Below are 24,008 nucleotides of genomic sequence, written 5' to 3'. Positions count from 1 at the left end.
AGTTACCTGAACGAAACGCGTCAGAACACAGTTGTTTGTCCGTTCTGTGGTCTTTTGTTGTTTTTCACCACACGTCTTTTTCACTTCAGGTCGCCGTCAGAAACTTGACCCATAGGTCTGTGATTGCACATGAAGGAGCAATCGTGCGGGTCTTACTGGTCGAGGATAATCCAACTATCGGCAATGCCGTGCAGGATCATCTGCGCGCCGAGGGGTGGTCGGTGGAGTGGGCCCTGACCCTGGAGGCAGCCATGCGCTCGGTGATCGTCGGCGCACATGACATCGTCCTACTCGATCTTCGACTGCCGGATGGCAGCGGTCTGAGTGTGCTTGAAAGCATGGAACGGCACGGGGATCAGAGACCTGTCATCGTCATGTCGGCTTATGATCAGCTATCGGACCAGATGACCGCGATCGATATCGGCGCAGTCGACTATCTGGTAAAGCCCTTCGCTCTCAAAGAGATGGCCGCAAGAGTTCGCAAGGCAGCGACCGTGCAAGGTTGCCCGCGCGGGATGCGTAACGCTGGATAAGCAACTTTACTCTGCTCAGGCGCGGGCCGGCGATCTGGATTGCATGAAATCCAGCAGTGCTATCGCCCCTGCGAAGATCACCAGTGACAAGAGCCAGCCGAGAACGGCATCCGACAGGTAATGGGCGCCTGTCAGGACCCGCATGATGGGCATCAGGACGGAGATGAGCGCAAGCGGAATGCCGAGACGAAGTCGAAGACGCGGTGGCAGCAGAAGAACGAGGCAGAGCAGCCAGCCGCCCGACGACGCTTCGCCGGAGATAAAAGAGCAATTTCCCAGGCACTTGCCTGCAAACGATCCAGCCTGTACGAAATCGAGACCGCCGCCGAAGAGATCGGTGCTACGCGGGCGCGGCCTCCCGGAATGGCCCTTAAGGAGGGTGTTGACGATGAGGCCGCAACCGACTGCCAGCGACAGCAGAGCGGCGATGGACCGATCCGTTCCAACGCTTCGCCAGCCTATGCCGTATCTGCGCCAGGACGAAACAAGCGTGGTGATCAAAACGGCGATGGCGATATAGGGAAGCGCGAGCGTTATGCCGCGAGCGATTTTAAACAGCGGATTTCTGGCCAGCTCGAAGGCGCCGCAAATTTTGCCGGCCGGGGACACCCCGTGGCAGGGCGTTGCCGTAAAAGCGTATTGGGCGACGGACAGATCGATTCCAGGAAACCGATTGAAGAAGAGTAGCAGCATCCACCAAAGCGTGAACAGCGTGAGAAAAACAAACAGCGATCTGCTTACAGGCCTTGCGCGCTCGCGCTTCGCATAGGTTACGTCATCATAATTGTCGTACATCGTAACGCCGGCCACCGTCTGAATAAATTCAAAACAAGTGTCCGCCGGCGCTCCGAATAAGCTCGAACGGTCACTCCCAGGCGTCCCTACGCGAGAAGCCTGACAGCAGCCTGAAAGTTCAAATGGCTGATAAAATTAGCAGATTGACCGCCTGCCGCCGCGCCTTGTCGGCGCGGACTGACACGGCGGTCGTGTCGTTATTCGCCGGTCTTGGAGTAGGCTTCCAGCCGATAGCCGTCCGGATCGATGATGAAGGCGGCATAGTAGAACTGGCTGTAATCCGGCCGGATGCCCGGCTTGCCATTGTCTTCGCCGCCATTGGCGATGCCGGCATTGTAGAAGGCATCAACGGCTTCCCGGCTCGGCGCCACGAAACAGAAATGCAGGCCCGAACTACGATCGGCGGGAACGGGGTGCTCTACCTCGGAAACCCAGAACTGGGTACGCTCGGCCCCATATCCGATCGTCCCGTCGAAGTTGGTCAGGCGTTCGTAGCCGAGTGGTGAAAGTGCCGCGTCATAAAATTGCTGCGCCCGCGCAAGGTCTTTGACGCCGATTGAAATATGGTCGAACATTAAAAAAGCTCCCGCCATGTTGTCTTCGGACCTTTGCGAAAAGCCGTGCCTGCTGGGGAAGGCGCCGAATAATCTCAAGTCCGCAGGTCGAATTCGGCCCCACCATCTTGCAAGGATTGAGGGAAGTCAACAAACGCCGTTTCGCGGTTTCAAAAGACATGGATCAAGCGGGAATTTGGCATCGCTGCGCCGATTGCCTCCGTCTTTTGCATGCTGGTAAATTGACTTGGCGCGGCGAGCTTTCAGACGCGTTGCGGCATCGACTGCAAATTTTTTCGAACAGCCTGTCGATTTCAAGGTGTCTGCTTCGTCGTCGATATGAGCGGAATGATCGCGCGGCAATGGTGCAGGCGGCTCGCTCTCAAGGAACAGTCCCATGCGTTTCATGTCTATCGTCACTTCGACCCATTTCATGCAACCATCGCCGGAACTCGGGGAGGCCATGGGCAAGCTCGCCGACCGGGAAATCAAGGCTGGCCGCATGCTGGATACGGCAGGCTTGACGCCGCTTGCCACCGGTGCGCGCGTTACGATCCAAAACAACGAGCTTCGCGTCATCGACGGCCCCTTTGTCGAGGCAAAAGAAGTTATCGGGGGCTATGCGCTCTTTGAGCTGCAGAGCAAGGAGGAAGCCGTGGCTCTCGCGGTCGAGTTCATGCAGTTGCACAAGGATCTCATGCCTGGCTGGGAAGGAACATGCGAGGTGCGCGCCATCTTCGAGCATGGAACGGAGGGTGTCTGCGATCCCCTTGCCGATGCCGCTCTTTGAGCCCCATGGCGGATGATCGCCAGAGGCGGCTGTGACGGCCGCCGCCCATCGGGCGATCCTGGCCGTGTGGCGGATCGAGCAGCCCCGGCTGATTACCAGCCTGGCAAGGATGTTGCGCGATGTGCCACTTGCCGAGGATCTGACGCAGGAAGCGCTCGTCGCGGCGCTGGAGCGATGGCCCGACACGGGAATTCCGGAGCGACCCGGCGCGTGGTTGATGGCAACCGCCAAGCGCCGGGCGCTCGATCACCTGCGCCGCCGCCAGATGCTGGAGCGCAAGCACGGCATGATCACCCGCGACATGGAAGAGGATCAGCAGGCGATGCCGGACCTTGATACGGCGCTGGATGACGATATCGGCGATGAGATGTTGCGGCTGGTGTTCACCGCCTGCCATCCGCTCCTGTCTCGCGAGGCGCGGGTGGCGCTGGCCTTGAAAATGGTTTGCGGATTGACGACGGAGGAGATCGCTCGCGCCTTCCTCCTTCCGGAAGCAACAATCGCCCAGCGTATCGTGCGGGCGAAGCGCAAGCTTTCGGATTCGGGGCTCTCCTATGAGACGCCGCACGGATACGAGCTCTCGCGGCGACTGGCGACCGTGCTTGAGGTCATCTATCTCATCTTCAACGAGGGTTATACGGCCGCACGTGGCGAGAACTGGCTGCGGCAACAGCTCTGCAACGAGGCGCTGAGGCTGGCGCGTGTGCTGATTTCGGTGGCCTCTCAGGAGCCGGAGGCGCATGCGCTGCTTGCCCTGATGGAGCTCAACGCCTCCCGAGCTTCGGCACGGACGGATGCCGCGGGCGATCCCATCCTGTTACTCGATCAGAATCGTGGGCTTTGGGACCAGCTTCAGATTCAACGCGGCTTGCAGGCGCTGGAACGGGTGCGCGAACTTGGCGGTGCCGGCGGTGTCTACGCGCTCCAAGCCGCGATCATTGCCTGCCACGCGAGCGCGCCGACGGCGGAGCAGACAGATTGGCGGCGCATCGCCGAACTTTATGGGCAACTTGCTGAAAGCCTCAACTCGCCGGTCGTTGAGCTCAATCGCGCCGTCGCCATCGGGATGGTCGACGGGCCTGCCGCAGCTTTGGAGATCGTCGATCGCTTGGTGGAGGAGCCGACTTTGAGATCCTATCATCTCATGCCGAGCGTGCGTGGCGATCTTCTTTACAAGCTCGGCCGATATCGGGAAGCGCAAGTGGCCTTCGAGGCTGCGGCTTCTCTTGCGGGCAATCAGCGCGAGCGGGAGTTTCTGATGCGGCGCGCGGCGGAGGCCGATCGGCTTGAAAGGAATGGACCCGCTCAGTGACGAGCGGGTCTCGATATCGAGGGCTATTCTGCGGCCTGGTAGTTCGTCGTTCTTGCCGTTGAAGTGCGGGGGCCGACGGCGGCAAGCAGCGTTATGGCGGCTGCAAGGATGGTAACGAAGCCGATACCGGCGATATAGGGGTTCCAGCCATAGCTCGGTGCTGCGCTGAAGACGGCCGATGCTGCCGCCAGAATGATGCCGCCACCGATCTGGAAGGAGGCAAAAAGCATTCCCGAGGCAAGGCCCGACTGATCCTCTTCGATTTCGGAGAGGGCTGCGACCTGAATGGACGGATAGGTCATGGCATAGCCGATACCAAGCAGCAGCTGCGAAATGGCAACCAGCACGATCGTATCGATCTGACCGGCCGACAGCACCCAGAAGAGATAGCTGATGGCCTGCAGTCCGACACCGAAGGTCATCAGCAGGGTCGTGCCGCGAGCCTGGCCGATGGTGGCGAAGCGCGGAGCGAGGAACATCACGCAAAGACCGCCGAGCGCGAAGGCAAAGCCGGTCGCGAATGCCGACCAGCCGACAACGGTCTGGTAGTAGAGCGTCGCGATGAACTGGAAGCCCACATAAGCGCCTTGGAACAGTGCCGCAATCGCGTTGGCGTGGCTGAGCTTGGCGCGGCGGAACATGGCCAGCGGCACCATCGGATCGCTATGGCGCGATTCGACCAGCAGGAAGAGCAGGATCAGGATCAGTGCCGCCACGAGCGAACCCCAGGTCGCGAATGCCTGCCAGCCATCGGCAGCGGCATTGGTGACGCCGAAGACGAAGAGCAGGAGGCCGGGGGTGATGGTAATTGCGCCGGCCCAATCGAAGCGGGCGCCCGGGCCTGTCCGCTTATGATCCGCAGGCAGGACGAGCGGAGCGACGATCAGTGCAAGGATGGCGACCGGTGCGCCCATGACAAGGGTCGCGCGCCAGCTGATGATGGTCGCGGCCCCGCCCAGCACCATACCGAGCACGAAGCCGGCGGCGCCGGTTGAGGAAAAGACGCCAAGCGCCTTGGCGCGGGCATTTCCTTCGCCGAAGACGGAAAGGAGGAGGGCGAGGGCGGCTGGTGCCGTGAAGGCGGCGGCAATGCCCTTGATCAGGCGGGCGGCGATCAGCGTCGGGGCGCTATCGACAAAGCCGCCGGCAATGCTGGCAGCGGCAAAGACGGCAAGCGACCAGAGAAACACGCGGCGGTGGCCGAAAAGATCGGCGACGCGGCCGCCAAGCAGCAGGAAGCCGCCATAGCCAAGCACATAGGCGCTGACGGCCCATTGCAGCGAGGTGGCCTGCATGCCCAGTTCTTTCTGGATGGCGGGCAGGGCCACGCCAATGGTGGAGACGTCCATGGCGTCCAGGAAGTTGGCGGCGCATAACAGCAGCAACGCCAATCCGGCCCCGCTTCGGGTCGTGGAAGAAGTCATCGGGATCGTTCCTTTTCTAGGCTGCCGCCTCTTGGGAGGTGAGACCGGCAGGGAACGAGAAAATGTACATCTTCAAACCCTATTGCAAATTGATAGTAACCATGTCAGGTATTACTGGCGATGATGAATGATGCGACACTTCGAAAAATCGATCTCAATCTGCTGTTGGCTTTCTCGGTGCTGATGCAGGAGCGGAATGTCAGCCGCGCTGCCGAGCGTCTGTTGCTTGGCCAGCCCGGTCTTTCCGCTGCCCTTCGCCGGCTGCGCGAGACGCTGGACGACGAATTGTTCGTCCGCGTCGGCCGTGGTCTGCAGCCGACGCCGCGGGCGCTCTCCATCGCGCCGGCCATCGAGGATGCGCTTTCCGGCATCGAGCGGGCCATTCGCCCGCCGGCCGCCTTCGATCCCGCAGACTGGCACGGCGAGTTCCGCGTCGGCATGTGCGACAATCTGGAGTCGTCCTTCTTCGGGCCGCTGGTGGCGCGGCTGCGCGAACTGGCACCCAATGCGCGGCTGACCAGCGTGGCGTTCGATCGGCGGGATGCGGCGCGTCTGCTGGATGAAGGCGCTTTCGATTTCAGCATCGCCGTGCATGACGAGCCGGCCTCATGGCATGTTCGCGCGCCGTTGTTCGAGCAGGCCTCGCTCTGCATTTACGACGCCCGGCTGCTGAAATATGCGACGCCGCTGAGCGTGAAGCAATTTGTCAGTGCCCCGCACGTGGCCGTATCTTTGGAGGGCAGCACGTCGACCAGCGTCGATACGGCGCTCGCGCGGCTCGGCCATCGCCGTCAGGTGGTGGCGACGGCACCGCGCTTTTCCGCGCTGCCGATGACGTTGCAGGCCATTCCGGCGATTGCGACCGTGCCGGAGTCCGTTGCCCGCTGCATGGCGCAGCTGCATGATCTGGTGACATCGGCCTTGCCATTCGAGCTGGCCGCCGAACCCGTAACCTTGCTCTACCGCCGGATCGATCAGGCCGACAGCCGTGCGGTCTGGCTGCGGCGTCTCTTCGTCGAGGTGGTGACGGAGGCACTTGAGGCAAGCGGCTGCAGCATCGGGGTCTCGACCGACGCCTGCTGCTATGATCCGCCGATGCTGGCCGAGGCCGTGTAACTGTCCGGCAATCACTCGCACCGGTCCCCTGCCTGTCGTATCCCTGCAGACACCCTAGCCGTCGGGATAGGGCTCGCCATCCTTATGCACGAACCGTCCGTCCGTGCTCGAACTCATCATGTCGACATCCGAACAGGTGATGAGGTCGGTCGGTGAGCGCGAGCCGGCCTCGAGATAGATGGCGGTGATATCGGCCTTGTTGATCAGGTGATGACCGTTGCCGGAACCCTTTGGAAAGGCGGCACAATCGCCGGCGCGCAGCACCGTCTCGCCGCCATCCTCGACGAGCGTCAGCTCGCCCTCCAGCACATAGACGAACTCATCCTCTTCCGAATGCCAATGCCGCTGGCTCGACCAATTCCCCGGTGGCAGCCGCATGAGATTGACCCCGAAATCCGCGAGCCCGCCGGCATCTCCCAGCCGCTGCCGAATGCGCTCGGCGCAGGGATCATTGAATGGCGCGGGATAACGGGTGCCCTTGATCTTCGGGATGGCTGCAACATCGATCTTCGGCATGAGGGGGTGCCTGTGATTTGGTGGGGCGGGATGGTGTGCTAGCTTGGTTGAGAGTTTAACAATGATTGTTGACCAAGGTCTAGTTAGATGTCGCGAACACTTATTTTAGAATGCTTGATGAGCAAATGGCAAAGGGTGCACTCGACGTTGCTTCATTTCCTTCATGGCAACATCCAATTGCTATTAAGTCCACCTTTATGACTTTGTTGACAGAGGCGGCGACGGGTTCAACTCGTATTCGAGCTTTTCGGGACTGGATAATAAACTCTGTTCCTCGTGTACCAAACAATCGCGAAACGCTGGCGGTGCTTGAAGCCGCCCCCGTTCGTGAACTGGTTTTATATTTCCTCACATGGCGATCACGTTTGATTCCTACGCGACCGCGGATGGTAAGCTTTTGGTCGGGAGGCGCACCTCAACAATCTCTCGAGGTGGAACATGCTGAAATTCTCCCCCTCCTTAGAAAGGCGGCCTCGGGTGAAGACCTTACACCGCATCTCTCGACACTCGTAAACACTCGGGGTCTTGTTCTCCCCGGTGCGAATCCCACTGAGAAGGGCAAGGGCTTGGATGGCGTCCTCATAAGGAACGGTCTTCACCATTTTCACGTCGGGGCAGAGGGGCCGGGCGGCGCCGTTGGTAGAACCGACAAACTAGTCTTCGCACACGTTCTGAAAGACGAATTCAGGGTAATTGCAATCTCTGATCATACGGCCTTTGCATTCGGAACTGCCGAGCACGAGAGGTTCTTTGCTATATGCCAAACTTATATTAGTAAGGACCTTCAGTCCGGCCAAGGCTTTATGATGAATCCAGTCATGTCCTCGGGGCATGACATGTATTTTACGCTCTTCGGTAGGCAGTGCGAGGAACTAATCGCGAGCATAGACCCAATGTTGGACGACCCCGCGACTATAGATAGGCTGTACGCTGCTGTGCCTTCGGTACCTCGACCGAAAAAAACCTCTCTGGCGTGGTATTTCGAGGATCTCAAATTCGGATTGTTGGAAAAGAAGACACGGGTGTTCTTCTGCTTTTATCCGCTTTTCGATCGATAAATTGGCGCTCTATTTAAGTAAGCATAAAACGCGTAAATCACGAGAATTTAAGGAAATCTGTGTCGCCACATAAACGCGGTTTCACGTCTATTGATTTCGCTGGCTTTTCCCGATCGCTCGCCACTATAAAGCTGAACTGAGTACCCAAAAGTGCGGACTTGCTTTGCCCCTGCCATCATAAACGTGGATTCGACTCTCCAGGATGTGGATCAAGAATCTGCGCTTTGAATCGTCCCGGATTCGCGAGGGAAAGACAAGAGCGCCAATGATTGACTGGATTACGCCTTCAGGGTGCGATCTGGACCGAGCTTCGACAGCCGCTCCGAGACAGTAGGGACGAACTTTATTCAAGCTGTGAAGGGTTCATCGCCCGATTTATACCGAAATGATTAGTTGCACATAAGTTCGCTTACACCTTGCAGAGTCAAGCCGTTGCGATAAGCTCCAGTCGGCTGGGAGACATCATGGCAAAGCAACCGAATCCTGCAGGCGTCGCTAAAGCGGCGGAAGATGCGAACGACGTAGTGGAGGAAGCTTCGGCGTCCTCCACCGACAAAGGCAAGCCAAGAGAGATCAAAGGTGGCGTTCCCTATACGCCGTCCCCCGGCGTGTTCAAACGCGCCCTAGAAGGGATAATAGCTGCGGAGCGACCCGACAAGTTCAGTCCCGACTTCATGGAGACGATCCTCCACCTGACGGGGGGCGGTGCCAGAGCGGTGCCCCCGATGTTGAAGAAGATGCAGTTTCTCAGTCCTGATGGTTCGCCCACGACTTTGTACTCGAAGGTCAAGACCGATGGCGGTCGGAGCCAAGCCGCCTACGAAGGATTGCGGAACGCGTTCGGCGAGCTGTTCAAGCGGAAAGAATTCGTGCATCGCGCCGACGAGAACGCTGTGAAGGATGTCCTAGTCGAAATTACCGGGCTGAAGAAAACCGACGCTATCATCCGCCTGATGTATGCCTCCTTCGAAGCGGTTCGTGCGTTCATTACGGCCGATGTCGCGAAGGAGTCGGATGCAGCCCGTGAGACCGACGTCGAGAACGCTTCTGAAAGGATTCACCAGGGTCGGCCGGTCGACGGAGTGAAGCTCGGGCTGTCGTATCAGATAAACATCGTTCTGCCAGAAACCGAAAACATTGCGGTCTTCAATGCGATCTTCAAAAGTCTGCGGGACAATCTCCTCAGATGAGTCAGGAAGATCACATCGAGCTGTTCATCCTCAAGAATGCGGTGATAACTCGCGATCTTCGGACCGCCTTCAATGTTAACAGGATCGGCAATACCAGAGGTGCGCTTGAAGCCCAAGCTGACTCGCTCGTCGCCGACTATTTGAGGCAGGTAGACTTCGAAACGCTCGCCGCCGCCGAGCGGATGAGCGAATTCTATAAGCTCTTCTACGCACTCGAAAACGACATCAGAGAGCTGATCGAGGCGACGATGCTCGAGAGCAGTGGAAACGAATGGTGGAAGACCTGCGTCCCGCAGGTCGTTAGAGATAACGTTCAAAAGAACTACGATCGCGAGGCGGCTGAAGGACTGCCTCCTCGTTCGGACCGCCTGATTGACTACACGACCTTCGGCGAGCTTGGTGAAATTGTGAAGGATAACTGGGACGTCTTTTCAGGGATGTTCTCTAATGCTACGCGAAACAGGGTTCTTCGCGTCATCAACCGCCTAAATCTCGTCCGAGGGCCAATCGCCCATTGCAATTTCCTGCCGGAAGAAGAGGCGATCCGGCTGAAGCTGGCTACACGCGACTGGTACAAGCTCATGGAATAGAACTCGGCTCGAAAGGCAGATGCACTAGCGACAAGTTTTGAAGCTGGTTGCGTGGAATTGACGCTAATGCCCGGCGAGCAGGCAGACCGTCCGGAATGGTTTTGGTCTGCGAAAATCCCCGCTTATGCCGTCAGAGTCTGCGCCATGTGGCACTCAATCCGCATTTATGTGGCGATACAGAGGAAAACATTGGCGCACCCGACAGGATTCGAACCTGTGACCTTTGGAATCGGAATCCAACACTCTATCCAGCTGAGCTACGGGTGCATGCCTTAGGCGGGTTGAATCGCCTGTCCGATGGCTGGTTCTTAGCCTAGGAAAGGCTTGGCTTCAATGCGGAAAATTCAGGAAAGCGCAGATCGTTCGTTTTGAATGCGAAAGGCCGCGGGCTTTTGGGCCGCGGCCTTGGCGTGTGTGCCGTGGTTTCGGCTTATTCCTTCATCGCGCCGGGGCCGGGGATCGCCTTCGGCGGGACCTTGCCGAGGATGATCATGCCCAGCACTTCGTCCTTGGTGACGTCTTCGGTGCGGGCGTGGCCGACCACTTGGCCGTTCTTCATCACCGACACGCGGTCGGCGAGGTCGAAGACGTCGTGGATGTCGTGGCTGATGAGGAAGATGCCGATGCCTTCCTTTTTCAGCTGCTTGATCAGCTCGCCGACCTGCGCGGTTTCCTGGGGCCCGAGGGCGGCCGTCGGTTCGTCCATGATCAGGATGCGGGCATCGAAGAGGATGGCGCGGGCGATGGCGACCGACTGGCGCTGGCCGCCGGAAAGCGCCTTCACCGGCTCCTTGAAGCGCTTGAAGTTGGGGTTGAGACGCCCCATGACTTCGCGGGCCTTGGCCTCCATCGCGACGTCGTCGAGCGTGCCCCAGCGGGTCTGCAGTTCGCGGCCGAGATAGAGGTTGGCGGCCGCGTCGACATTGTCGGCGACGGCGAGCGTCTGGTAGATCGTTTCGATGCCATATTTCTTGGCGTCGCGTGGCGTGCGGATATCGGCGGGCTCGCCGTTGATCAGAATATCGCCGCTGTCGCGCTTGTAGGCGCCGGAGAGGATCTTGATCAGCGTCGATTTGCCGGCGCCGTTATGGCCAAGCAGCGCGACGACTTCGCCGGGATAGAGGTTCACCGAGGCATTGTCGACTGCGTGGATGCCGCCGAAGGAGATGGAAATGTTCTTCATTTCCACAAGCGGAGTGGTTTGATCCGTCATGGTTCAGAATTCCTTTTACTTGGCGCGCGAGCGGTAGACGATGTCGAGCCAGACGGCGACTACGAGGACGATGCCGACGACGACGTTCTGGATCGGGGTGTCGACATTGGCGAGGCCCATGCCCGATTGCAGCGATTGCATGACCAGCGCGCCGAGCATGGCGCCTGCGACCGTGCCGCTGCCGCCGGCAAGCGACGTGCCGCCGATGACGGCTGCGGCAATGGTGAAGAGTTCGTAGGTGGTGCCCTGCGAGTTGACCGCCGAGTTCAGGCGCGCCGTCGAGATCGCGGCGGCGACGGCGGCGAGGAAGCCCATCAGCGCGAAGATCTTGACGATGACCCAGCGGGTCTTGATGCCGGCGAGTTCGGCGGCTTCCGGGTTGCCGCCGATGGCGAAAACATAGCGGCCGAAGCGCAGGCGCGTGGCGATAAAGGTCATCACGATGCCGATGAGGACTGCGATCAGGACCGGAACGGAGATGCCGTAGGGGATATCCAGACCGCCTTCTGGCCAGGCGATGTTGTGCTCGGTCGCATAGCGCTTGGCGATGCCGACCGGCCAGTTATAGCTATTGAATAGGTAGACGGTGCCGAGCACCACGACCGCGCCGAGGCAGCCGAGGAAATATTCGGCCCAGAGGGGGCGGCGGGGAAAGCCGAAACGCTTTCTCTGGCGGCGCGAACCGACGATGCCGGCGATAATCATCAGGCAGGCGAGCACGCCGACGATCCAGCTCCATGTGGCGCCGATCGAACCCGTGGCGCCGCTTCCGCCCATGATGACGAAGGTGGAGTCCATCGGCGCGACTGTCTGGCCGCTGGTGACATACCAGGCCAGACCGCGCCAGACGAGGAGGCCGCCAAGCGTGACGATGAAGGAGGGGACGTTCATGAAGGCGGTGATCGCGCCCTGAAAGGCACCGATGGCCGTACCGATCACAAGGCCGCAGAAGAGGGTGATGATCCAGGTCCAGGAACTGTCGAAGCCGAGATATTGCGGCAGCCATTTCGCCTGGATGACGCCCATGATCATGGCAACGAAGCCGAGCAGGGAGCCGACCGAAAGGTCGATGTTGCGGGTAACGATCACCAGCACCATACCAGTGGCAAGAACCGCGATTTCGCAGGTTTGCACTGAGAGGTTCCAGAGATTTCTGGCGGTCAGAAACTCACGGCCGTCGAAAATCCGCAAATACAGATCGAAGCCGATCCAGATGATCAGCAGCGCTCCGATCATGCCGAGCAGGCGGGTATCGATCTCGGTGGCCCGCAGAAAGCGGGTGATCGCGCCAGCTTCTGCATTGCGGGGACCGCTCGATGTGGTGGACTGTGTCATGTCGGCCATCGCTTTGCCGTTCTCCCTCTGTCGGGCGCGGTCGGCGATGCATGCTGGGCTATCGCTGGCAACCGCGCCAATCTCAAAAAATGCGTCATCGCCTGTCCAGCCGATCTTCGTCCGGTCCCGATGACCGCCATCCGGCGGGCCAAGGGGCATGCGACAGCGCAACACGCTGGGGAAGCTCCATCTCCAACTGCAAGGAAGAGTTGTTGGCTTCTAATCTGCATTCGACGCCGCAACGGGGTGCCGCTGCGGCGTCGGTATTTCGATTGGTCAGTCGCTCAAGGATGGCTTACTTGCAGGCTGCGACGGCGCCGGCCTTGACGCCCTGGCAAGCTTCAGCCTTGGAGATCCACTTGGCGTCGATGACGACGTTGAGGTTGTCCTTGGTGATGGCGATCGGGGTCAGGAACACAGACTTCATGGCAACATGCTTCGGGCCGCCGTTGAAGGTCTGAACACCGGAAACCTGGTCCATGGTCTTGCCACCGGCGAGATCGAGCGCGATCTCAGCGGCGCGCTTGCCGAGTTCACGCGAGTCTTTCCAGATGGAAACGGTCTGCGTGCCGAGCGCGATGCGGTTCAGGGCTGCCTTGTCGGCGTCCTGGCCGGAAACCGGAACGGAGCCGGCCAGACCCTGGGCGTCGAGAGCGGCAACAGCGCCGCCGGCGGTGCCGTCGTTGGAAGCGACGACCGCGTCAACCTTGTTGTTGTTGGCGGTCAGGAACTGCTCCATGTTGCGCTGTGCGTTCTGCGGCAGCCAGCCGTCCGTGTAGGCTTCGCCGACGTTCTTGATCTTGCCGGCGTCGATGGCGGGCTTCAGCACTTCCATCTGGCCGGAGAAGAGGAAGTCGGCGTTCGGGTCGGAAGACGAGCCCTTGATGAAGACGTAGTTGCCTTCCGGCTTTGTCTTCAGGACTTCGCGAGCCTGCATGCGGCCCACTTCCTTGTTGTCGAAGGTGATGTAGAAGGCGGCCGGATTTTCGATCAGGCGGTCGTAGCCGACGACCGGAATGCCTTCGTCGGCAGCCTTTTCGACGGCCGGGCCGATGGCGTCGGAATCCTGGGCGAGAATGATGAGTGCGTTGGCGCCCTGCGAAATCAGGGATTCAACGTCGGTCAGCTGCTTGGAAGCGGAAGACTGTGCATCGGCGGAAATGTACTTGGCGCCGGCTGCTGCGAGTGCCTTCTTGATGGCGGCTTCGTCGGTCTTCCAACGCTCTTCCTGGAAGTTCGACCAGGAAACGCCAACAACGAGGTCCTTGGCGAAGGCTGCCGTCTGCATGGTCAAAACGATGGCCGCGCCCGCAGCCAGCTTGATGAAAGCTTTCATATTATCCTCCCGAGTGAATGCGACCGCACGTATCCTGAACTCCCGTCGGCCGCCGCGATATCGCTGACGAGAAAGGTTTTGATTTTTTTCTCGACAGTCGAGAAATTAACTGTCAGAGATTTTTTCAACTGTCAACACCCAGCCTGTTGGGTTAAATCAACTGCCTGACAAGAGTCGTCTGGAGCGCCGGCGGGGTCGGGTGGAATGAGCGGGGGACTTGAAGATGCTGGCCAAATCGAGCACCGAATTGGTCCGCCAGAAGAACAGCGGTCTTGTGTTGTCGGCGCTGCGTCAGCATGGGCCTCTGGCTCATACGGAGCTTTCTGATTTCACGCGGCTCTCCTCCGCCACGGTTTCCGTCATCACCGCCGATCTGGAGCGGGCGCAGATCATCGAAAAATCAGAGCAGCAGGCGACCACCGGCCGTGGTCGTCCGCGCGTGTTGTTCTCGCCGCGGCGCGATTGCGGCTATCTCATCGTCGTCGTCATCTCGTCGAATGCCGTGCAATATTCGCTCGTCGATTATTCCGGGCGGCTGATCGACCGCTTCAGCGAGGAGCGGCCTCGCGAGACGTCCGGCGTCGTCTCGCTCGTCGCAGCCCTGCGCGATGCCCTGCGCCGCATCGCTGCGCGCTCGCAGCTTGCGCATGACCAGGTGTTGATGATTTCGATCAGCAGCAAGGGATTGGTGGACAATTCCGAGCCGGTGCTGCGCTGGTCGCCGACCTTCGGAAGGGACGAAATCGATTTTGCGGCGGTGCTTTCCGACGAATGGTCGGCGAGGATCATCCTCGGCAACGAGACGCAACTTGTTGCCGCAGCTCTCGGTCGGCAGGACGAGAACAAGATGGGAGGCGAATTTCGGGCACTGGCGGCGCTATCGCTCGGCCACAGTATCGGGCTCGGCATCGTGCGGCGCGACGAAGAGGGCCATCATCAGATATCCGCGCCAAACTTCGGGCATATGATGCATGTTCCGGGCGGCGCATTGTGTCGATGCGGCGCGCGAGGATGCATCGAGGCCTATGCCGGGTTCTACGCCATGCTGCGCACGGCCTTCGACGTTCCGTTGGATACGATCCCGGCGAAGTTCGTGCCGATCGCCGAGCTGGACAAGATCGCGGTGAGTGCGCGGCACGGCGGTCGGCGCAACGTATTGGCTTTTCGACAGGCGGGTCTTGCGCTGGGCAACGGCTTGTCGCGGGTGCTCAGCCTGCACGAGCGGATGCCGATCGTCATCACCGGCCCAGGCGTGCGCTATTACGATCTGCTGATCGGGGGGATAGAGGAGGGGCTGGCGGAGTCGCATGTGGTGCGCATGGAGGGCATGCCGGAGCTGCGCGTCGCGATCGACGAGCAGACCCTGGTGTTCGAAGGGCATTTGAACCGAGCGCTTTCGATTCTCGACAATGACATCGTGCGCAAGGGGGCTTCCGTCGTAGAGCTGCGCGATCAGGCCGGCTAGACAATTGCCTTGGATCAAGCGTCCACTGGCGCGCTTTGATCTTCCGCGCGCGCGGTCAGAATGTGATCGATCAATCCCCATTCCAGTGCTTGCTCTGTTGTCATGAAGTTATCGCGGTCCATGGCCTGCTCGAATTCGTCATAGGAGCGGCCGCAATGCTCGGCATAGAGTCGGGTCATGCGATATTTGATGCGACGGATCTCTTCGGCATGCAGCAATATATCAGAGGCCTGCCCCTGAAAGCCGCCCAAGGGCTGGTGAATGAGGATGCTGGCGTTCGGCAAGGCGGCGCGATGGCCGGGTTCGCCGGCCATCAGCAGGAAAGATCCCATGGAACGGGCCGTTCCCATGCAGAGCGTGTGAACCGGCGCGCGGATATACCGCATCGTGTCATACATGGCGAAGCCGCTGGTCACGACGCCACCCGGCGAATTGATATAGAGACTGATCGGCTTTTTCGGGCTTTCCGCTTCCAGAAACAATAGCTGGGCACAGACAAGGGCCGATACGGCATCGTTTACCTCGCCATTCAGAAAGATGATTCGTTCGCGCAGCAGGCGGGAATAGATATCGAAAGATCGCTCTCCCTTGCTGGACTGTTCCACGACCATAGGGACGAGTTGCATCGCTTCGCGCATTGGCGAACTCCTAGCGTTTGAAATTTTCGGGAGCTTTATCGGCTCAGGCGGCGAGCAGGACGTGGCCGTTATTGTTGGCCGCGGTGTCCTTCATGCGCTCGACCCTTGCGTCGGTGAGCTGATGGATGATCTGCAAGCAGGTTCCTCCGGCCGCATTCGGAGCAATCCGGAAGGTCACGGTGCTTTCGAGAAAAGGCGGGGTGTCATCCCGCATTCGGTAGCGGATTTCCTCACCGGGCGTGATGGATGTCGCCTCTGGATCGGCCAGGGCTTCTCTCGGCAACCAGTTTTCCCGGAATTCAGGGATGCTGATTGCCCGCCAGACCTTCTGTGGTGGTTCGTCCAGCTGGTATTCGAGTTCTATGTCGTGGCCGTGCTCGTCGGTCTTTCCGGTTTTCATTGGTCCATATCCTTCAGCAAGACCTTGAGAGCGTCGATGCGAGCGGGCCAATAAGCGCGATATTTCGCCAGCCACTGGGCAATGAGCGCCAGCCCTTCAGGATCGACTTCATAATTCACGAACCGCCCCTGGCGTTCTTCCTTGATGAGGCCGGCGGTGCGGAGAACCGACAGGTGCTGGGACATGGCCGGCTGGCTGATGTCCATGCCTTCGCGCAGGGCGCTTGCATTCCTGCTGCCGGCCGCCAGTTTCTCGAAAATCGTGCGGCGGGTGGGATCCGCCAATGCTCGGAATATCTCGTTCTCAATCATGGATAACAGATAAGCACAGACTTATTTGATTCGCAAGGGACTATTGATGCCCCACAGGAGGGGCGCTCGATTTGCAAAAGCCCGCCGCAAACGAATTCGCGACGGGCTCCCGGGAAGGATCTTTTATTGTGTTCTGATCGCAGCCGGCGTCTTAGCCAATCTTGACGAGGCGGCCTTCCTTGACCGACTGCAGGGCGGCATCGGCGAGCTTGAGAGCCGCCAGGCCATCGGCGCCAGACGGCGTGATGGTCGCGCCTTTCTCGACTGCGGCGATGAAGCTTGCGATCTCATTGGCATAGGCTTCCGTGTAGCGCGTCATGAAGAAATCATGCAGCGGCGGACGGGTGTAGCCGTCGCCATTCGCAACCTCGATGGAGAAGGGGCGCTGGTTTTCGGCTGAAACCATGCCCTTCGAACCGTGGATTTCGATGCGCTGATCGTAGCCGTAGGTGGCACGGCGCGAGTTGGAAATGACCGCCTGCTTGCCGGATGCCGTCTGGAGGATGACGGAGACGCTGTCGTAATCGCCGGCTTCGCCGATCGTCTTGTCGACCAGAACTGCGGCAGTTGCCGTGACGGCAACCGGCTCTTCGCCGAGCAGGAAGCGCGCCATGTCGAAGTCATGGATCGTCATGTCACGGAAGATGCCGCCGGAGCGCTTGATATAGTCGACCGGCGGGGCGCCTGGATCGCGCGAGGTGATCGTCACCATTTCGACGGTGCCGATGCGGCCATCGTCGATCGCCTTCTTGACGGCCATGAAGTGCGGGTCGAAGCGGCGGTTGAAGCCAACCATCAGCTTGCCCTTGGTTTCAGCAACCACCTTGATGCAGGCTTCGACGCGGGCGGCATCGAGATCAACCGGCTTCTCGCAGAAAACCGCCTTGCCGGCGCGGGAGAAGCGCTCGATGAGGTCGGCGTGGGTGTCGGTCGGCGTGCAGATGACGACGGCATCGATATCCTTGGCAGCTTCGATCGCCTCGATGGTGCGCACTTCGCAGCCATAGGCGGCGGAGATTGCTTCCGCAGCGGCGGGAAATGCATCCGCGACGGCAACGAGCTTGGCATTGGCATCGCCGCTGACGGCTTTCGCGTGCACCTTGCCAATACGTCCAGCGCCGAGCAGGCCAAATCTGACAGTCATTCTTACCTCCCTGGATTCGGAATAAATGAACCGAATAATAATCTATATGGAATTTTCATTCCATTTTACGAAGGCGGCGTCAAGCCGCTGGCACTTCACAATTCCGAAAATCATCATGACAGGCCGACTTGACCGGAACTTGTCGGCATGACGTTATTTTCGTCAAAACGCTTCACAGTTTTCCCGATCTTGCTTTAAAGACAAGTCTTCTTGAACAGGCAAAAGAGACCCATGCAGCTCATCGATCCCAGCCACCCTCTCTATAAGCCGCTTTGGGTGCGTATCCTGATCGTGGCTGTCTGCTTCGGATGGGCGGGGGTCGAAACGCTTGGCGGGCAGCCGTTCTGGGCGATGCTGTCGGGCGCGCTCGGGGCCTATTCCGCCTGGATGCTGCTGTTGAATTTCAAGCCGCAGCCACCTGAGGCGACGCCGGCCGTGTCCGCGCCCGACGATGTCGCCGAGGATGACGAACCGGCCGAGGATAAGAAATAATCATCGTTTCAGGCGGCGTATGGCTTCGTCGATCAGCTGGTTGGCGAGAGTCATGCGGATCGTCGCCGGCTCCCGAAAGGCCGCATCGACGCTGTCGGGATGATTGGCTTTGGCAAAACCGCGACGTTTTTCCTGCAGAGCTTCACGCGAGTGGTCGGAGGTGATCGCCAGCTCGGCCGCCACTTCATCCCGCGAGGTGCGTGTCAGATGCTCCGGAATGACCGGCGGCTCCGGCTCCTTCGGTGTGGGTTCAGGCGCCGGTTCCGGCTCGGGTGCGATCGGATCGCCGAGATTGTCGCGATAGGCTTCGTCGGCCCGATGCGCTTGCGGCGTCTCGCCGCCCAGCACGGTGGCGACAAAGCTGACATTTAGGCCGCGAATGCGATGCGCGGTTTCCTCATTCTCGGAAATCTCTTCTTCCGTATCGAGGCGATCGAGCACGGATTGAAATAAGGATTGCCTGACCAGCATTCGAGCCTCCAATCCGATCTGCATAGGCGCGCAAGTTGGTGCGGAGCTTATGTGCGGATGATCGTGCGGGCATGCTTCTAAAGCAGGGCGAGAGTCTTGCTCTCCTCCAGAATCATGTCGTGGAGCAAGCGGGCGCTTGGCGGCATGGCGCGCTCTCGGGCCGTTATGAGGCTGTAGGGCCGCACGTCGATATCGAAATCGATCGGCAGAATGCTGGATTCGCCGGCTTGCGATGACTGTCCGCAGATGAATTGCGCCATGTCGAGGGCAATGGGAGCGATCGCATCCGTCTTGCACACCACTGCAAGCGTGAGCAGCAGCGACGAGGTGTTGACGACATTCTCCGGCAGCGGCACGCCGGCGGTGAGGAAAATGTCTTCCACCTTGCGGCGAAGCAATGTGCCCGGTGGTTGGAAGACCCAGTCGTAGCCGGCGAGATCCTCAAGGCTTGCAACGCCCTTTTCGAGCAGCGGATGTCCGTTGCGGACGACAAGACAGGCTTTTTCCACGCCAATTTCATGCGCCATGAACAAGCGCGGATCGAGATCGTCCGGAATGCGACTAATGATGAAATCGTGGCGGGCGGCGAGCAATTCCCGGGCCAGGACGTTGCTGTTTTCTACCTCGATATTGATCTCGATACCGGGATAGGTGCGCGTGACGCGCTGGATCGCCGGCACGACGAGGCTGATGGCCGGGGCGGTGACGGCGCCGAGGAACACCGCACCACCCTTGCCGGTGCGAAGGGCGCCCAATTCCCGGCCTGCCTCACGCAGCTCCAGCAGGATCTTGCGGGCACGCTTGGCGAGCGCGAAGCCGAAGGGAGTCAGAACCACGCCGCGAGCAACGCGCTCGTAAAGCGGGCTTTTGACAATCGACTCCATTTCTGAGAGCATACGTGAAGCCGCAGGTTGTGACATGTTCATGGACTCAGCGGCAGCCGAGATCTGGCCGTGATCTTCTATCGTGACGATCATACGCAAGTGATTGAGCTTCAAACCGGCTTTCAGCAGCGTGTCGTCGCGAAAATTGTCGGAATGAATCTCGATGCCTTCACTGACATAATCGTTATATATTTTCTCCATAACGGCCAATTTTCCCCTTCGTCGGCAAAAAAGTACTATTTTTTAACATTATACCAAATCTGGTATATGTTTTGCCAGTTATTCTATTTGACAGTTATACGAAATCGTACGAGTTTGCCCATCGTGCGCTGGTTGCAGCTCATAACACGTGAGAGCGTGGAGGAGACCTACTTCGTTTCTCACAATTAGAAGTAAACCATTCCTTCTACGGAACCTGCCGCAGTTTCGGGCGGGCGTTTTGCGTCCGCCACATTATTAACAAGGGAGAGAGTAATGAAATCCATTATCTCATTGATGGCCGGCGCAGCGCTCGGCGTCGCTACGCTGGTGGCGCCTGCCTTCGCGGCGGATAAGGGAACTGTCGGTATCGCCATGCCGACCAAGGCTTCGGCTCGCTGGATCGACGACGGCAACAACATCGTCAAGCAGCTCCAGGCAGCCGGTTACGGCACCGACCTGCAGTACGGCGACGACGACATCCCGAACCAGCTTTCGCAGATCGAAAACATGGTCACGAAGGGCGACAAGGTTCTCGTTATCGCTTCGATCGACGGCACCACGCTGTCCGACGTTCTGCAGAAGGCTCATGATGCTGGCATCAAGGTCATCGCTTACGACCGTCTGATCCGCAACAGCGGCAACGTCGACTACTACGCCACGTTCGACAACTTCAAAGTTGGCGTGCTGCAGGCTGGCTCGATCGTCGACGCTCTCGGCCTCAAGGATGGCAAGGGTCCGTTCAACATCGAACTGTTCGGCGGTTCTCCGGACGACAACAACGCCTTCTTCTTCTACGACGGCGCAATGTCGGTTCTGAAGCCCTACATCGACAGCGGCAAGCTGGTCGTGAAGTCGGGCCAGATGGGCATGGACAAGGTCGGTACGCTGCGTTGGGACCCGGCAACGGCCCAGGCTCGCATGGATAACCTCCTGTCGGCCTACTACACCGACGCCCACGTCGACGCCGTTCTGTCTCCGTATGACGGTCTCTCCATCGGTATCCTTTCCTCGCTCAAGGGCGTTGGTTACGGTTCCGGCGACGTGAAGCTGCCGATCGTTACCGGCCAGGACTCCGAAATTCCGTCGGTCAAGTCCATCATTGCCGGCGAGCAGCACTCCACGATCTTCAAGGACACCCGTGACCTCGCAAAGGTCACCGTCGACATGGTCAACGCGCTGATGGAAGGCAAGACGCCTGAAGTCAACGACACCAAGACCTACGACAACGGCGTCAAGGTCATCCCGTCCTACCTGCTGACCCCGGTCGCAGTCGACAAGAGCAACTACCAGAAGATTCTCGTCGATGGTGGTTACTACAAGGCTGACCAGCTGAAGTAATTTTGCGATATACCGGTCAGGGCTCGCCGAAATGCGGGCCCTGATCTTGATATTTAAGACGATCGCGCGGTCTGCTATGTTCGATCGCGGCGTTGGATACGGACAATGGACAATACCATCCTCGAAATGCGGAGCATCACCAAGTCGTTCCCCGGTGTGAACGCCTTGGAAAATGTTAATCTGAAGGTCCGTCAGGGCGAAATTCACGCCTTGGTCGGGGAAAACGGGGCCGGCAAATCAACCTTGATGAAGGTGCTTTCGGGCGTCTACCCTGCCGGCAGCTACGATGGTGACATCTACTATGACGGCCAGGTCCGTCAGTTCAAGACCATCAAGGACTCCGAAGAAATTGGCATCATCATCATCCACCAGGAGCTGGCGCTCGTGCCGCTGCTGTCGATTGCCGAAAACATCTTCCTGGGCAATGAGGTCGTCGCCAATGGCATGATCAATTGGCAGGAAACCTTTACCCGGACCAAGCAGCTTCTGAGCAAAGTGGGTCTCAAGGAATCTCCGAACACGCTCGTGACCGACATCGGTGTCGGCAAGCAGCAGCTCGTCGAGATCGCCAAGGCCCTGTCGAAGAGCGTCAAGCTGCTGATCCTCGACGAGCCGACGGCATCGCTGAACGAAAGCGATTCCGATGCGCTCCTGAACCTCCTGATCGAGTTCCGCAATCAGGGCATCACCTCGATCATCATCACGCACAAACTCAACGAAGTGCGCAAAGTGGCCGACGAGATCACCGTGCTGCGCGACGGCATGGCCGTCAAGACGCTGAACTGTCATGAAGAAGAGATCAGCGAAGACATCATCATTCGCAACATGGTCGGCCGAGAACTCGCCGATCGTTACCCGCCGCGCTCCGTGCCGATCGGCGAGACGATCTTCGAGGTCAAGAACTGGAACGCCTTCCACCAGCAGCACCGCGACCGGCAGATCCTGCACAACATCAACGTCAACGTCCGCAAGGGCGAAGTGGTCGGCATCGCCGGCCTGATGGGGGCAGGGCGCACCGAATTCGCGATGAGCGTCTTCGGCAAGTCCTACGGCCACAAGGTCAGCGGCGAAGTCTTTGTCCACGGCAAGCCTGTCGACACCACCACGGTGCGCAAGGCGATCGACGCGGGTCTCGCCTATGTGACCGAAGACCGTAAACATCTCGGTCTCGTGCTGACGAACAGCATTCTGCACAATACGACGCTCGCCAATCTCTTCGGCGTATCCAAGGCAACCGTCATCGACGATGTGCGCGAGCTGCAGGTGGCGACGAACTATCGCGCCAAGCTGCGCATCCGCTCGGCCGGCGTCTTCCAGGAGGCGGGCAACCTCTCCGGCGGCAACCAGCAGAAGGTCGTGCTGTCGAAGTGGCTGTTCTCGGATCCGGACGTCCTGATCCTCGACGAGCCGACGCGCGGCATCGACGTCGGTGCCAAATACGAAATCTATTCCATCATCAACCAGCTTGCCGCCGACGGAAAGGGCGTTCTGATGATCTCATCGGAAATGCCCGAGCTTCTCGGTACCTGCGACCGCATCTACGTTATGAATGAAGGTCGTATCGTCGCCGAACTGCCAAAGGCAGAGGCGAGCCAGGAAAGTATCATGCGCGCTATCATGCGCTCAGGGGAGAAGCACCAATGAGTTCGGCCAACCCAGCCACGGAAACCAGCAACGTCGTTTCCGTCGGCGACCATATCCGCAACAATATTCGCGAATACGGCATGCTGATCGCGCTCGTCGTCATCATGTTGCTGTTCCAGTTCTTGACTAACGGTGTTCTCTTCAGGCCGCAGAACCTGACCAACCTCGTGCTGCAGAACTCGTTCATCGTCATCATGGCGCTCGGCATGCTGCTGGTCATTGTCGCCGGCCATATCGATCTGTCCGTCGGTTCGGTCGTCGGATTCGTTGGTGCCGTTGCCGGCGTGCTAGTCGTGCAGATGCATATGAATCTTGCCGCTGCGACGGTGATTTGTCTTCTGATGGGCGCCGCAGTCGGTGCCTGGCATGGCTATTTCATCGCCTATCACCGCATTCCGTCGTTCATCGTCACACTGTCGGGCATGCTGGTTTTCCGCGGCCTGACCTATGCCATCATCAACACGACAGGCAACGGCAGCAGCATCGGTCCCTTCCCGCCGGCCTTTCAGGTTGTCGCCACCGGTTTTATTCCCGATTTTATCGACATAAACCCCCTTCTCAATTTAATCGGCGTAGGAGCCATCCATTCTACTTCGATCTTGCTGACGATCGCCATCCCGATTGTCATGTTCCTGCTTTCTTGGCGTAGCCGCAGCGTGAACGAGAAGCACGGCATCGATGTCGAGCCATTCAGCTTCTTCCTTGGCCAAAATCTGGTCATCGCCGCTGCGACCATCTTCATCGGCTACCAGATCTCGTCTTACCGCGGTCTGCCGAACGTCCTGGTTCTCATGCTGCTTCTGATCGCCCTTTATGGCTTCGCAACGCAGCGCACCACGATTGGCCGCCGCATCTACGCCATGGGCGGCAACGAGAAGGCGACGAAGCTTTCGGGCATCGATACGCGCCGCCTGACCTTCTATACCTTCATCAACATGGGCATTCTGGCGAGCATCGCCGGCATCATCATCGCAACGCGCCTGAACTCGGCAACCGCCAAGGGCGGCGACGGTCTCGAGCTCGACGTGATCGCGGCCTGCTTCATCGGTGGTGCTTCGGCTTCCGGCGGTGTCGGCAAGGTTACGGGTGCCGTTATCGGCGCTCTGATCATGGGCGTGCTGAACCAGGGCATGTCGATCCTCGGATACCAGACGGACTCCCAGAAGATGATCAAGGGCGCGGTCCTTCTCGCCGCCGTCTTCATCGACGTCTACAACAAGAACAAGGGTTGATCGCTCAAGCGTTCAATCCAAGATTT

At 59.2% G+C, this 24,008-nt stretch carries 25 protein-coding genes and 1 tRNA gene; 12 read left to right on the top strand and 14 right to left on the bottom strand.

Translation table 11 applies throughout. The features are described 5' to 3' along the window. Positions 1–143 precede the first annotated feature (143 nt). Positions 144–533 carry a response regulator gene (locus HGP17_RS08515; protein WP_168807779.1) on the top strand — a complete coding sequence of 130 codons (390 nt, stop codon included), beginning with the start codon at positions 144–146 and terminating at the stop codon, positions 531–533. Between the two features lie 15 nt (positions 534–548). Here the strand turns inward: HGP17_RS08515 and HGP17_RS08510 are convergent, their stop codons facing one another. Both HGP17_RS08510 and HGP17_RS08505 read right to left on the bottom strand, forming a co-directional pair. Next, positions 549–1,328 (bottom strand): phosphatase PAP2 family protein, encoded by a 780-nt coding sequence (locus HGP17_RS08510; RefSeq protein ID WP_168807777.1) that lies wholly within the window; start codon positions 1,326–1,328, stop codon positions 549–551. A gap of 197 nt (positions 1,329–1,525) precedes the next feature. Beyond that, positions 1,526–1,903 (bottom strand): VOC family protein, encoded by a 378-nt coding sequence (locus HGP17_RS08505; RefSeq protein WP_168807775.1) that lies wholly within the window; start codon positions 1,901–1,903, stop codon positions 1,526–1,528. A 376-nt stretch (positions 1,904–2,279) separates the two neighbouring features. On the opposite strand from HGP17_RS08505, the gene HGP17_RS08500 reads away from it, so the two are divergent. Together HGP17_RS08500 and HGP17_RS08495 are read left to right on the top strand one after the other, a co-directional pair. Beyond that, a complete protein-coding gene (locus tag HGP17_RS08500; protein WP_168807773.1) occupies positions 2,280–2,672 on the top strand; it encodes a YciI family protein in 393 nt (130 codons plus the stop codon). A 31-nt stretch (positions 2,673–2,703) separates the two neighbouring features. Continuing rightward, a complete protein-coding gene (locus HGP17_RS08495) occupies positions 2,704–3,984 on the top strand; it encodes an RNA polymerase sigma factor (protein WP_168807771.1) in 1,281 nt (426 codons plus the stop codon). Between the two features lie 23 nt (positions 3,985–4,007). Here HGP17_RS08495 and HGP17_RS08490 read toward each other — a convergent pair whose 3' ends face one another. Further along, on the bottom strand, positions 4,008–5,408 hold the full coding sequence (locus tag HGP17_RS08490) for an MFS transporter (protein ID WP_168807769.1): 1,401 nt from the start codon (positions 5,406–5,408) through the stop codon (positions 4,008–4,010). Positions 5,409–5,528: 120 nt separating this feature from the next. Here HGP17_RS08490 and HGP17_RS08485 point away from each other — a divergent pair, with 120 nt between their 5' ends. Further along, complete coding sequence (locus HGP17_RS08485) at positions 5,529–6,524, top strand: LysR family transcriptional regulator (RefSeq protein WP_168807767.1); 996 nt, start codon at positions 5,529–5,531, stop codon at positions 6,522–6,524. Positions 6,525–6,578: 54 nt separating this feature from the next. Here the strand turns inward: HGP17_RS08485 and HGP17_RS08480 are convergent, their stop codons facing one another. After that, positions 6,579–7,040, bottom strand: coding sequence for a cupin domain-containing protein (locus HGP17_RS08480; protein ID WP_168807765.1), 462 nt, complete (start codon positions 7,038–7,040; stop codon positions 6,579–6,581). Between the two features lie 386 nt (positions 7,041–7,426). On the opposite strand from HGP17_RS08480, the gene HGP17_RS08475 reads away from it, so the two are divergent. The 3 genes from HGP17_RS08475 to HGP17_RS08465 all read left to right on the top strand — a co-directional run bounded on the left by HGP17_RS08475 (position 7,427) and on the right by HGP17_RS08465 (position 9,878). After that, a complete protein-coding gene (locus HGP17_RS08475) occupies positions 7,427–8,098 on the top strand; it encodes a hypothetical protein (protein ID WP_168807763.1) in 672 nt (223 codons plus the stop codon). A 464-nt stretch (positions 8,099–8,562) separates the two neighbouring features. Beyond that, on the top strand, positions 8,563–9,288 hold the full coding sequence (locus HGP17_RS08470; RefSeq protein WP_168807761.1) for a DUF5343 domain-containing protein: 726 nt from the start codon (positions 8,563–8,565) through the stop codon (positions 9,286–9,288). Beyond that, positions 9,285–9,878: a Swt1 family HEPN domain-containing protein gene (locus tag HGP17_RS08465; RefSeq protein ID WP_168807759.1), complete on the top strand. Its 594-nt coding sequence runs from the start codon at positions 9,285–9,287 to the stop codon at positions 9,876–9,878. The genes HGP17_RS08470 and HGP17_RS08465 overlap by 4 nt, the downstream gene beginning before the upstream one ends. Positions 9,879–10,068: 190 nt before the next feature. Here HGP17_RS08465 and HGP17_RS08460 read toward each other — a convergent pair. The 4 genes from HGP17_RS08460 to xylF form a co-directional block, all read right to left on the bottom strand. Next, positions 10,069–10,145 (bottom strand) — tRNA-Arg (locus HGP17_RS08460). A gap of 163 nt (positions 10,146–10,308) precedes the next feature. Beyond that, positions 10,309–11,091, bottom strand: coding sequence for an ATP-binding cassette domain-containing protein (locus tag HGP17_RS08455; RefSeq protein ID WP_168807756.1), 783 nt, complete (start codon positions 11,089–11,091; stop codon positions 10,309–10,311). A 15-nt stretch (positions 11,092–11,106) separates the two neighbouring features. Beyond that, positions 11,107–12,435: a sugar ABC transporter permease gene (locus HGP17_RS08450; RefSeq protein ID WP_168807754.1), complete on the bottom strand. Its 1,329-nt coding sequence runs from the start codon at positions 12,433–12,435 to the stop codon at positions 11,107–11,109. Between the two features lie 286 nt (positions 12,436–12,721). After that, on the bottom strand, positions 12,722–13,762 hold the full coding sequence (gene xylF, locus HGP17_RS08445) for a D-xylose ABC transporter substrate-binding protein (RefSeq protein ID WP_168807752.1): 1,041 nt from the start codon (positions 13,760–13,762) through the stop codon (positions 12,722–12,724). Between the two features lie 223 nt (positions 13,763–13,985). Here xylF and HGP17_RS08440 point away from each other — a divergent pair, with 223 nt between their 5' ends. Further along, positions 13,986–15,227 carry an ROK family transcriptional regulator gene (locus HGP17_RS08440; RefSeq protein ID WP_168807750.1) on the top strand — a complete coding sequence of 414 codons (1,242 nt, stop codon included), beginning with the start codon at positions 13,986–13,988 and terminating at the stop codon, positions 15,225–15,227. A 14-nt stretch (positions 15,228–15,241) separates the two neighbouring features. Here HGP17_RS08440 and HGP17_RS08435 read toward each other — a convergent pair whose 3' ends face one another. From HGP17_RS08435 to iolG, 4 genes are all read right to left on the bottom strand, one after another. Then, positions 15,242–15,865: an ATP-dependent Clp protease proteolytic subunit gene (locus HGP17_RS08435; RefSeq protein WP_168807748.1), complete on the bottom strand. Its 624-nt coding sequence runs from the start codon at positions 15,863–15,865 to the stop codon at positions 15,242–15,244. 43 nt (positions 15,866–15,908) lie between these two features. Next, positions 15,909–16,265, bottom strand: coding sequence for a hypothetical protein (locus HGP17_RS08430; RefSeq protein ID WP_168807746.1), 357 nt, complete (start codon positions 16,263–16,265; stop codon positions 15,909–15,911). Continuing rightward, positions 16,262–16,576, bottom strand: a complete 315-nt coding sequence (locus tag HGP17_RS08425; RefSeq protein WP_168807745.1) for a metalloregulator ArsR/SmtB family transcription factor — start codon at positions 16,574–16,576, stop codon at positions 16,262–16,264. The genes HGP17_RS08430 and HGP17_RS08425 overlap by 4 nt, the downstream gene beginning before the upstream one ends. 151 nt (positions 16,577–16,727) lie before the next feature. Continuing rightward, on the bottom strand, positions 16,728–17,720 hold the full coding sequence (iolG, locus tag HGP17_RS08420; protein WP_168807743.1) for an inositol 2-dehydrogenase: 993 nt from the start codon (positions 17,718–17,720) through the stop codon (positions 16,728–16,730). Positions 17,721–17,951: 231 nt separating this feature from the next. Here iolG and HGP17_RS08415 point away from each other — a divergent pair, with 231 nt between their 5' ends. Next, positions 17,952–18,212, top strand: a complete 261-nt coding sequence (locus HGP17_RS08415) for a hypothetical protein (protein ID WP_168807741.1) — start codon at positions 17,952–17,954, stop codon at positions 18,210–18,212. Here the strand turns inward: HGP17_RS08415 and HGP17_RS08410 are convergent, their stop codons facing one another. Further along, a complete protein-coding gene (locus HGP17_RS08410) occupies positions 18,213–18,683 on the bottom strand; it encodes a hypothetical protein (protein WP_168807739.1) in 471 nt (156 codons plus the stop codon). Positions 18,684–18,760: 77 nt separating this feature from the next. After that, positions 18,761–19,768: a LysR family transcriptional regulator gene (locus HGP17_RS08405; RefSeq protein WP_168807737.1), complete on the bottom strand. Its 1,008-nt coding sequence runs from the start codon at positions 19,766–19,768 to the stop codon at positions 18,761–18,763. A gap of 273 nt (positions 19,769–20,041) precedes the next feature. On the opposite strand from HGP17_RS08405, the gene chvE reads away from it, so the two are divergent. The 3 genes from chvE (at position 20,042) to mmsB (ending at position 23,982) form a co-directional block, all read left to right on the top strand. Next, entirely contained in the window at positions 20,042–21,106 is a 1,065-nt protein-coding gene (chvE, locus tag HGP17_RS08400; RefSeq protein ID WP_168807735.1) for a multiple monosaccharide ABC transporter substrate-binding protein, read from the top strand. A 105-nt stretch (positions 21,107–21,211) separates the two neighbouring features. Further along, a complete protein-coding gene (gene mmsA / locus HGP17_RS08395) occupies positions 21,212–22,750 on the top strand; it encodes a multiple monosaccharide ABC transporter ATP-binding protein (protein ID WP_168807733.1) in 1,539 nt (512 codons plus the stop codon). Then, a complete protein-coding gene (gene mmsB, locus HGP17_RS08390; protein WP_168807731.1) occupies positions 22,747–23,982 on the top strand; it encodes a multiple monosaccharide ABC transporter permease in 1,236 nt (411 codons plus the stop codon). Before mmsA ends, mmsB begins: the two co-directional genes overlap by 4 nt. Positions 23,983–24,008 lie beyond the last annotated feature (26 nt).

It is taken from the genome of Rhizobium sp. P38BS-XIX, from assembly GCF_012641435.1.
Classification (GTDB): Bacteria; Pseudomonadota; Alphaproteobacteria; order Rhizobiales; family Rhizobiaceae; genus Rhizobium.
The sequence above is the reverse complement of the archived record's forward strand: the minus strand, read 5'-3'. Positions and strand labels throughout refer to the sequence as shown.

Coding starts and splice junctions, on each gene's coding strand:
- HGP17_RS08510 (WP_168807777.1), bottom strand. CDS start 1,328: ATGTACGACAATTATGATGACGTAACCTATGCGAAGCGCGAGCGCGCA.
- HGP17_RS08505 (WP_168807775.1), bottom strand. CDS start 1,903: ATGTTCGACCATATTTCAATCGGCGTCAAAGACCTTGCGCGGGCGCAG.
- HGP17_RS08500 (WP_168807773.1), top strand. CDS start 2,280: ATGCGTTTCATGTCTATCGTCACTTCGACCCATTTCATGCAACCATCG.
- HGP17_RS08490 (WP_168807769.1), bottom strand. CDS start 5,408: ATGACTTCTTCCACGACCCGAAGCGGGGCCGGATTGGCGTTGCTGCTG.
- HGP17_RS08485 (WP_168807767.1), top strand. CDS start 5,529: ATGATGAATGATGCGACACTTCGAAAAATCGATCTCAATCTGCTGTTG.
- HGP17_RS08480 (WP_168807765.1), bottom strand. CDS start 7,040: ATGCCGAAGATCGATGTTGCAGCCATCCCGAAGATCAAGGGCACCCGT.
- HGP17_RS08475 (WP_168807763.1), top strand. CDS start 7,427: ATGGTAAGCTTTTGGTCGGGAGGCGCACCTCAACAATCTCTCGAGGTG.
- HGP17_RS08470 (WP_168807761.1), top strand. CDS start 8,563: ATGGCAAAGCAACCGAATCCTGCAGGCGTCGCTAAAGCGGCGGAAGAT.
- HGP17_RS08465 (WP_168807759.1), top strand. CDS start 9,285: ATGAGTCAGGAAGATCACATCGAGCTGTTCATCCTCAAGAATGCGGTG.
- HGP17_RS08455 (WP_168807756.1), bottom strand. CDS start 11,091: ATGACGGATCAAACCACTCCGCTTGTGGAAATGAAGAACATTTCCATC.
- HGP17_RS08450 (WP_168807754.1), bottom strand. CDS start 12,435: ATGGCCGACATGACACAGTCCACCACATCGAGCGGTCCCCGCAATGCA.
- xylF (WP_168807752.1), bottom strand. CDS start 13,762: ATGAAAGCTTTCATCAAGCTGGCTGCGGGCGCGGCCATCGTTTTGACC.
- HGP17_RS08440 (WP_168807750.1), top strand. CDS start 13,986: ATGCTGGCCAAATCGAGCACCGAATTGGTCCGCCAGAAGAACAGCGGT.
- HGP17_RS08435 (WP_168807748.1), bottom strand. CDS start 15,865: ATGCGCGAAGCGATGCAACTCGTCCCTATGGTCGTGGAACAGTCCAGC.
- HGP17_RS08430 (WP_168807746.1), bottom strand. CDS start 16,265: ATGAAAACCGGAAAGACCGACGAGCACGGCCACGACATAGAACTCGAA.
- HGP17_RS08425 (WP_168807745.1), bottom strand. CDS start 16,576: ATGATTGAGAACGAGATATTCCGAGCATTGGCGGATCCCACCCGCCGC.
- iolG (WP_168807743.1), bottom strand. CDS start 17,720: ATGACTGTCAGATTTGGCCTGCTCGGCGCTGGACGTATTGGCAAGGTG.
- HGP17_RS08415 (WP_168807741.1), top strand. CDS start 17,952: ATGCAGCTCATCGATCCCAGCCACCCTCTCTATAAGCCGCTTTGGGTG.
- HGP17_RS08410 (WP_168807739.1), bottom strand. CDS start 18,683: ATGCTGGTCAGGCAATCCTTATTTCAATCCGTGCTCGATCGCCTCGAT.
- HGP17_RS08405 (WP_168807737.1), bottom strand. CDS start 19,768: ATGGAGAAAATATATAACGATTATGTCAGTGAAGGCATCGAGATTCAT.
- chvE (WP_168807735.1), top strand. CDS start 20,042: ATGAAATCCATTATCTCATTGATGGCCGGCGCAGCGCTCGGCGTCGCT.
- mmsA (WP_168807733.1), top strand. CDS start 21,212: ATGGACAATACCATCCTCGAAATGCGGAGCATCACCAAGTCGTTCCCC.
- mmsB (WP_168807731.1), top strand. CDS start 22,747: ATGAGTTCGGCCAACCCAGCCACGGAAACCAGCAACGTCGTTTCCGTC.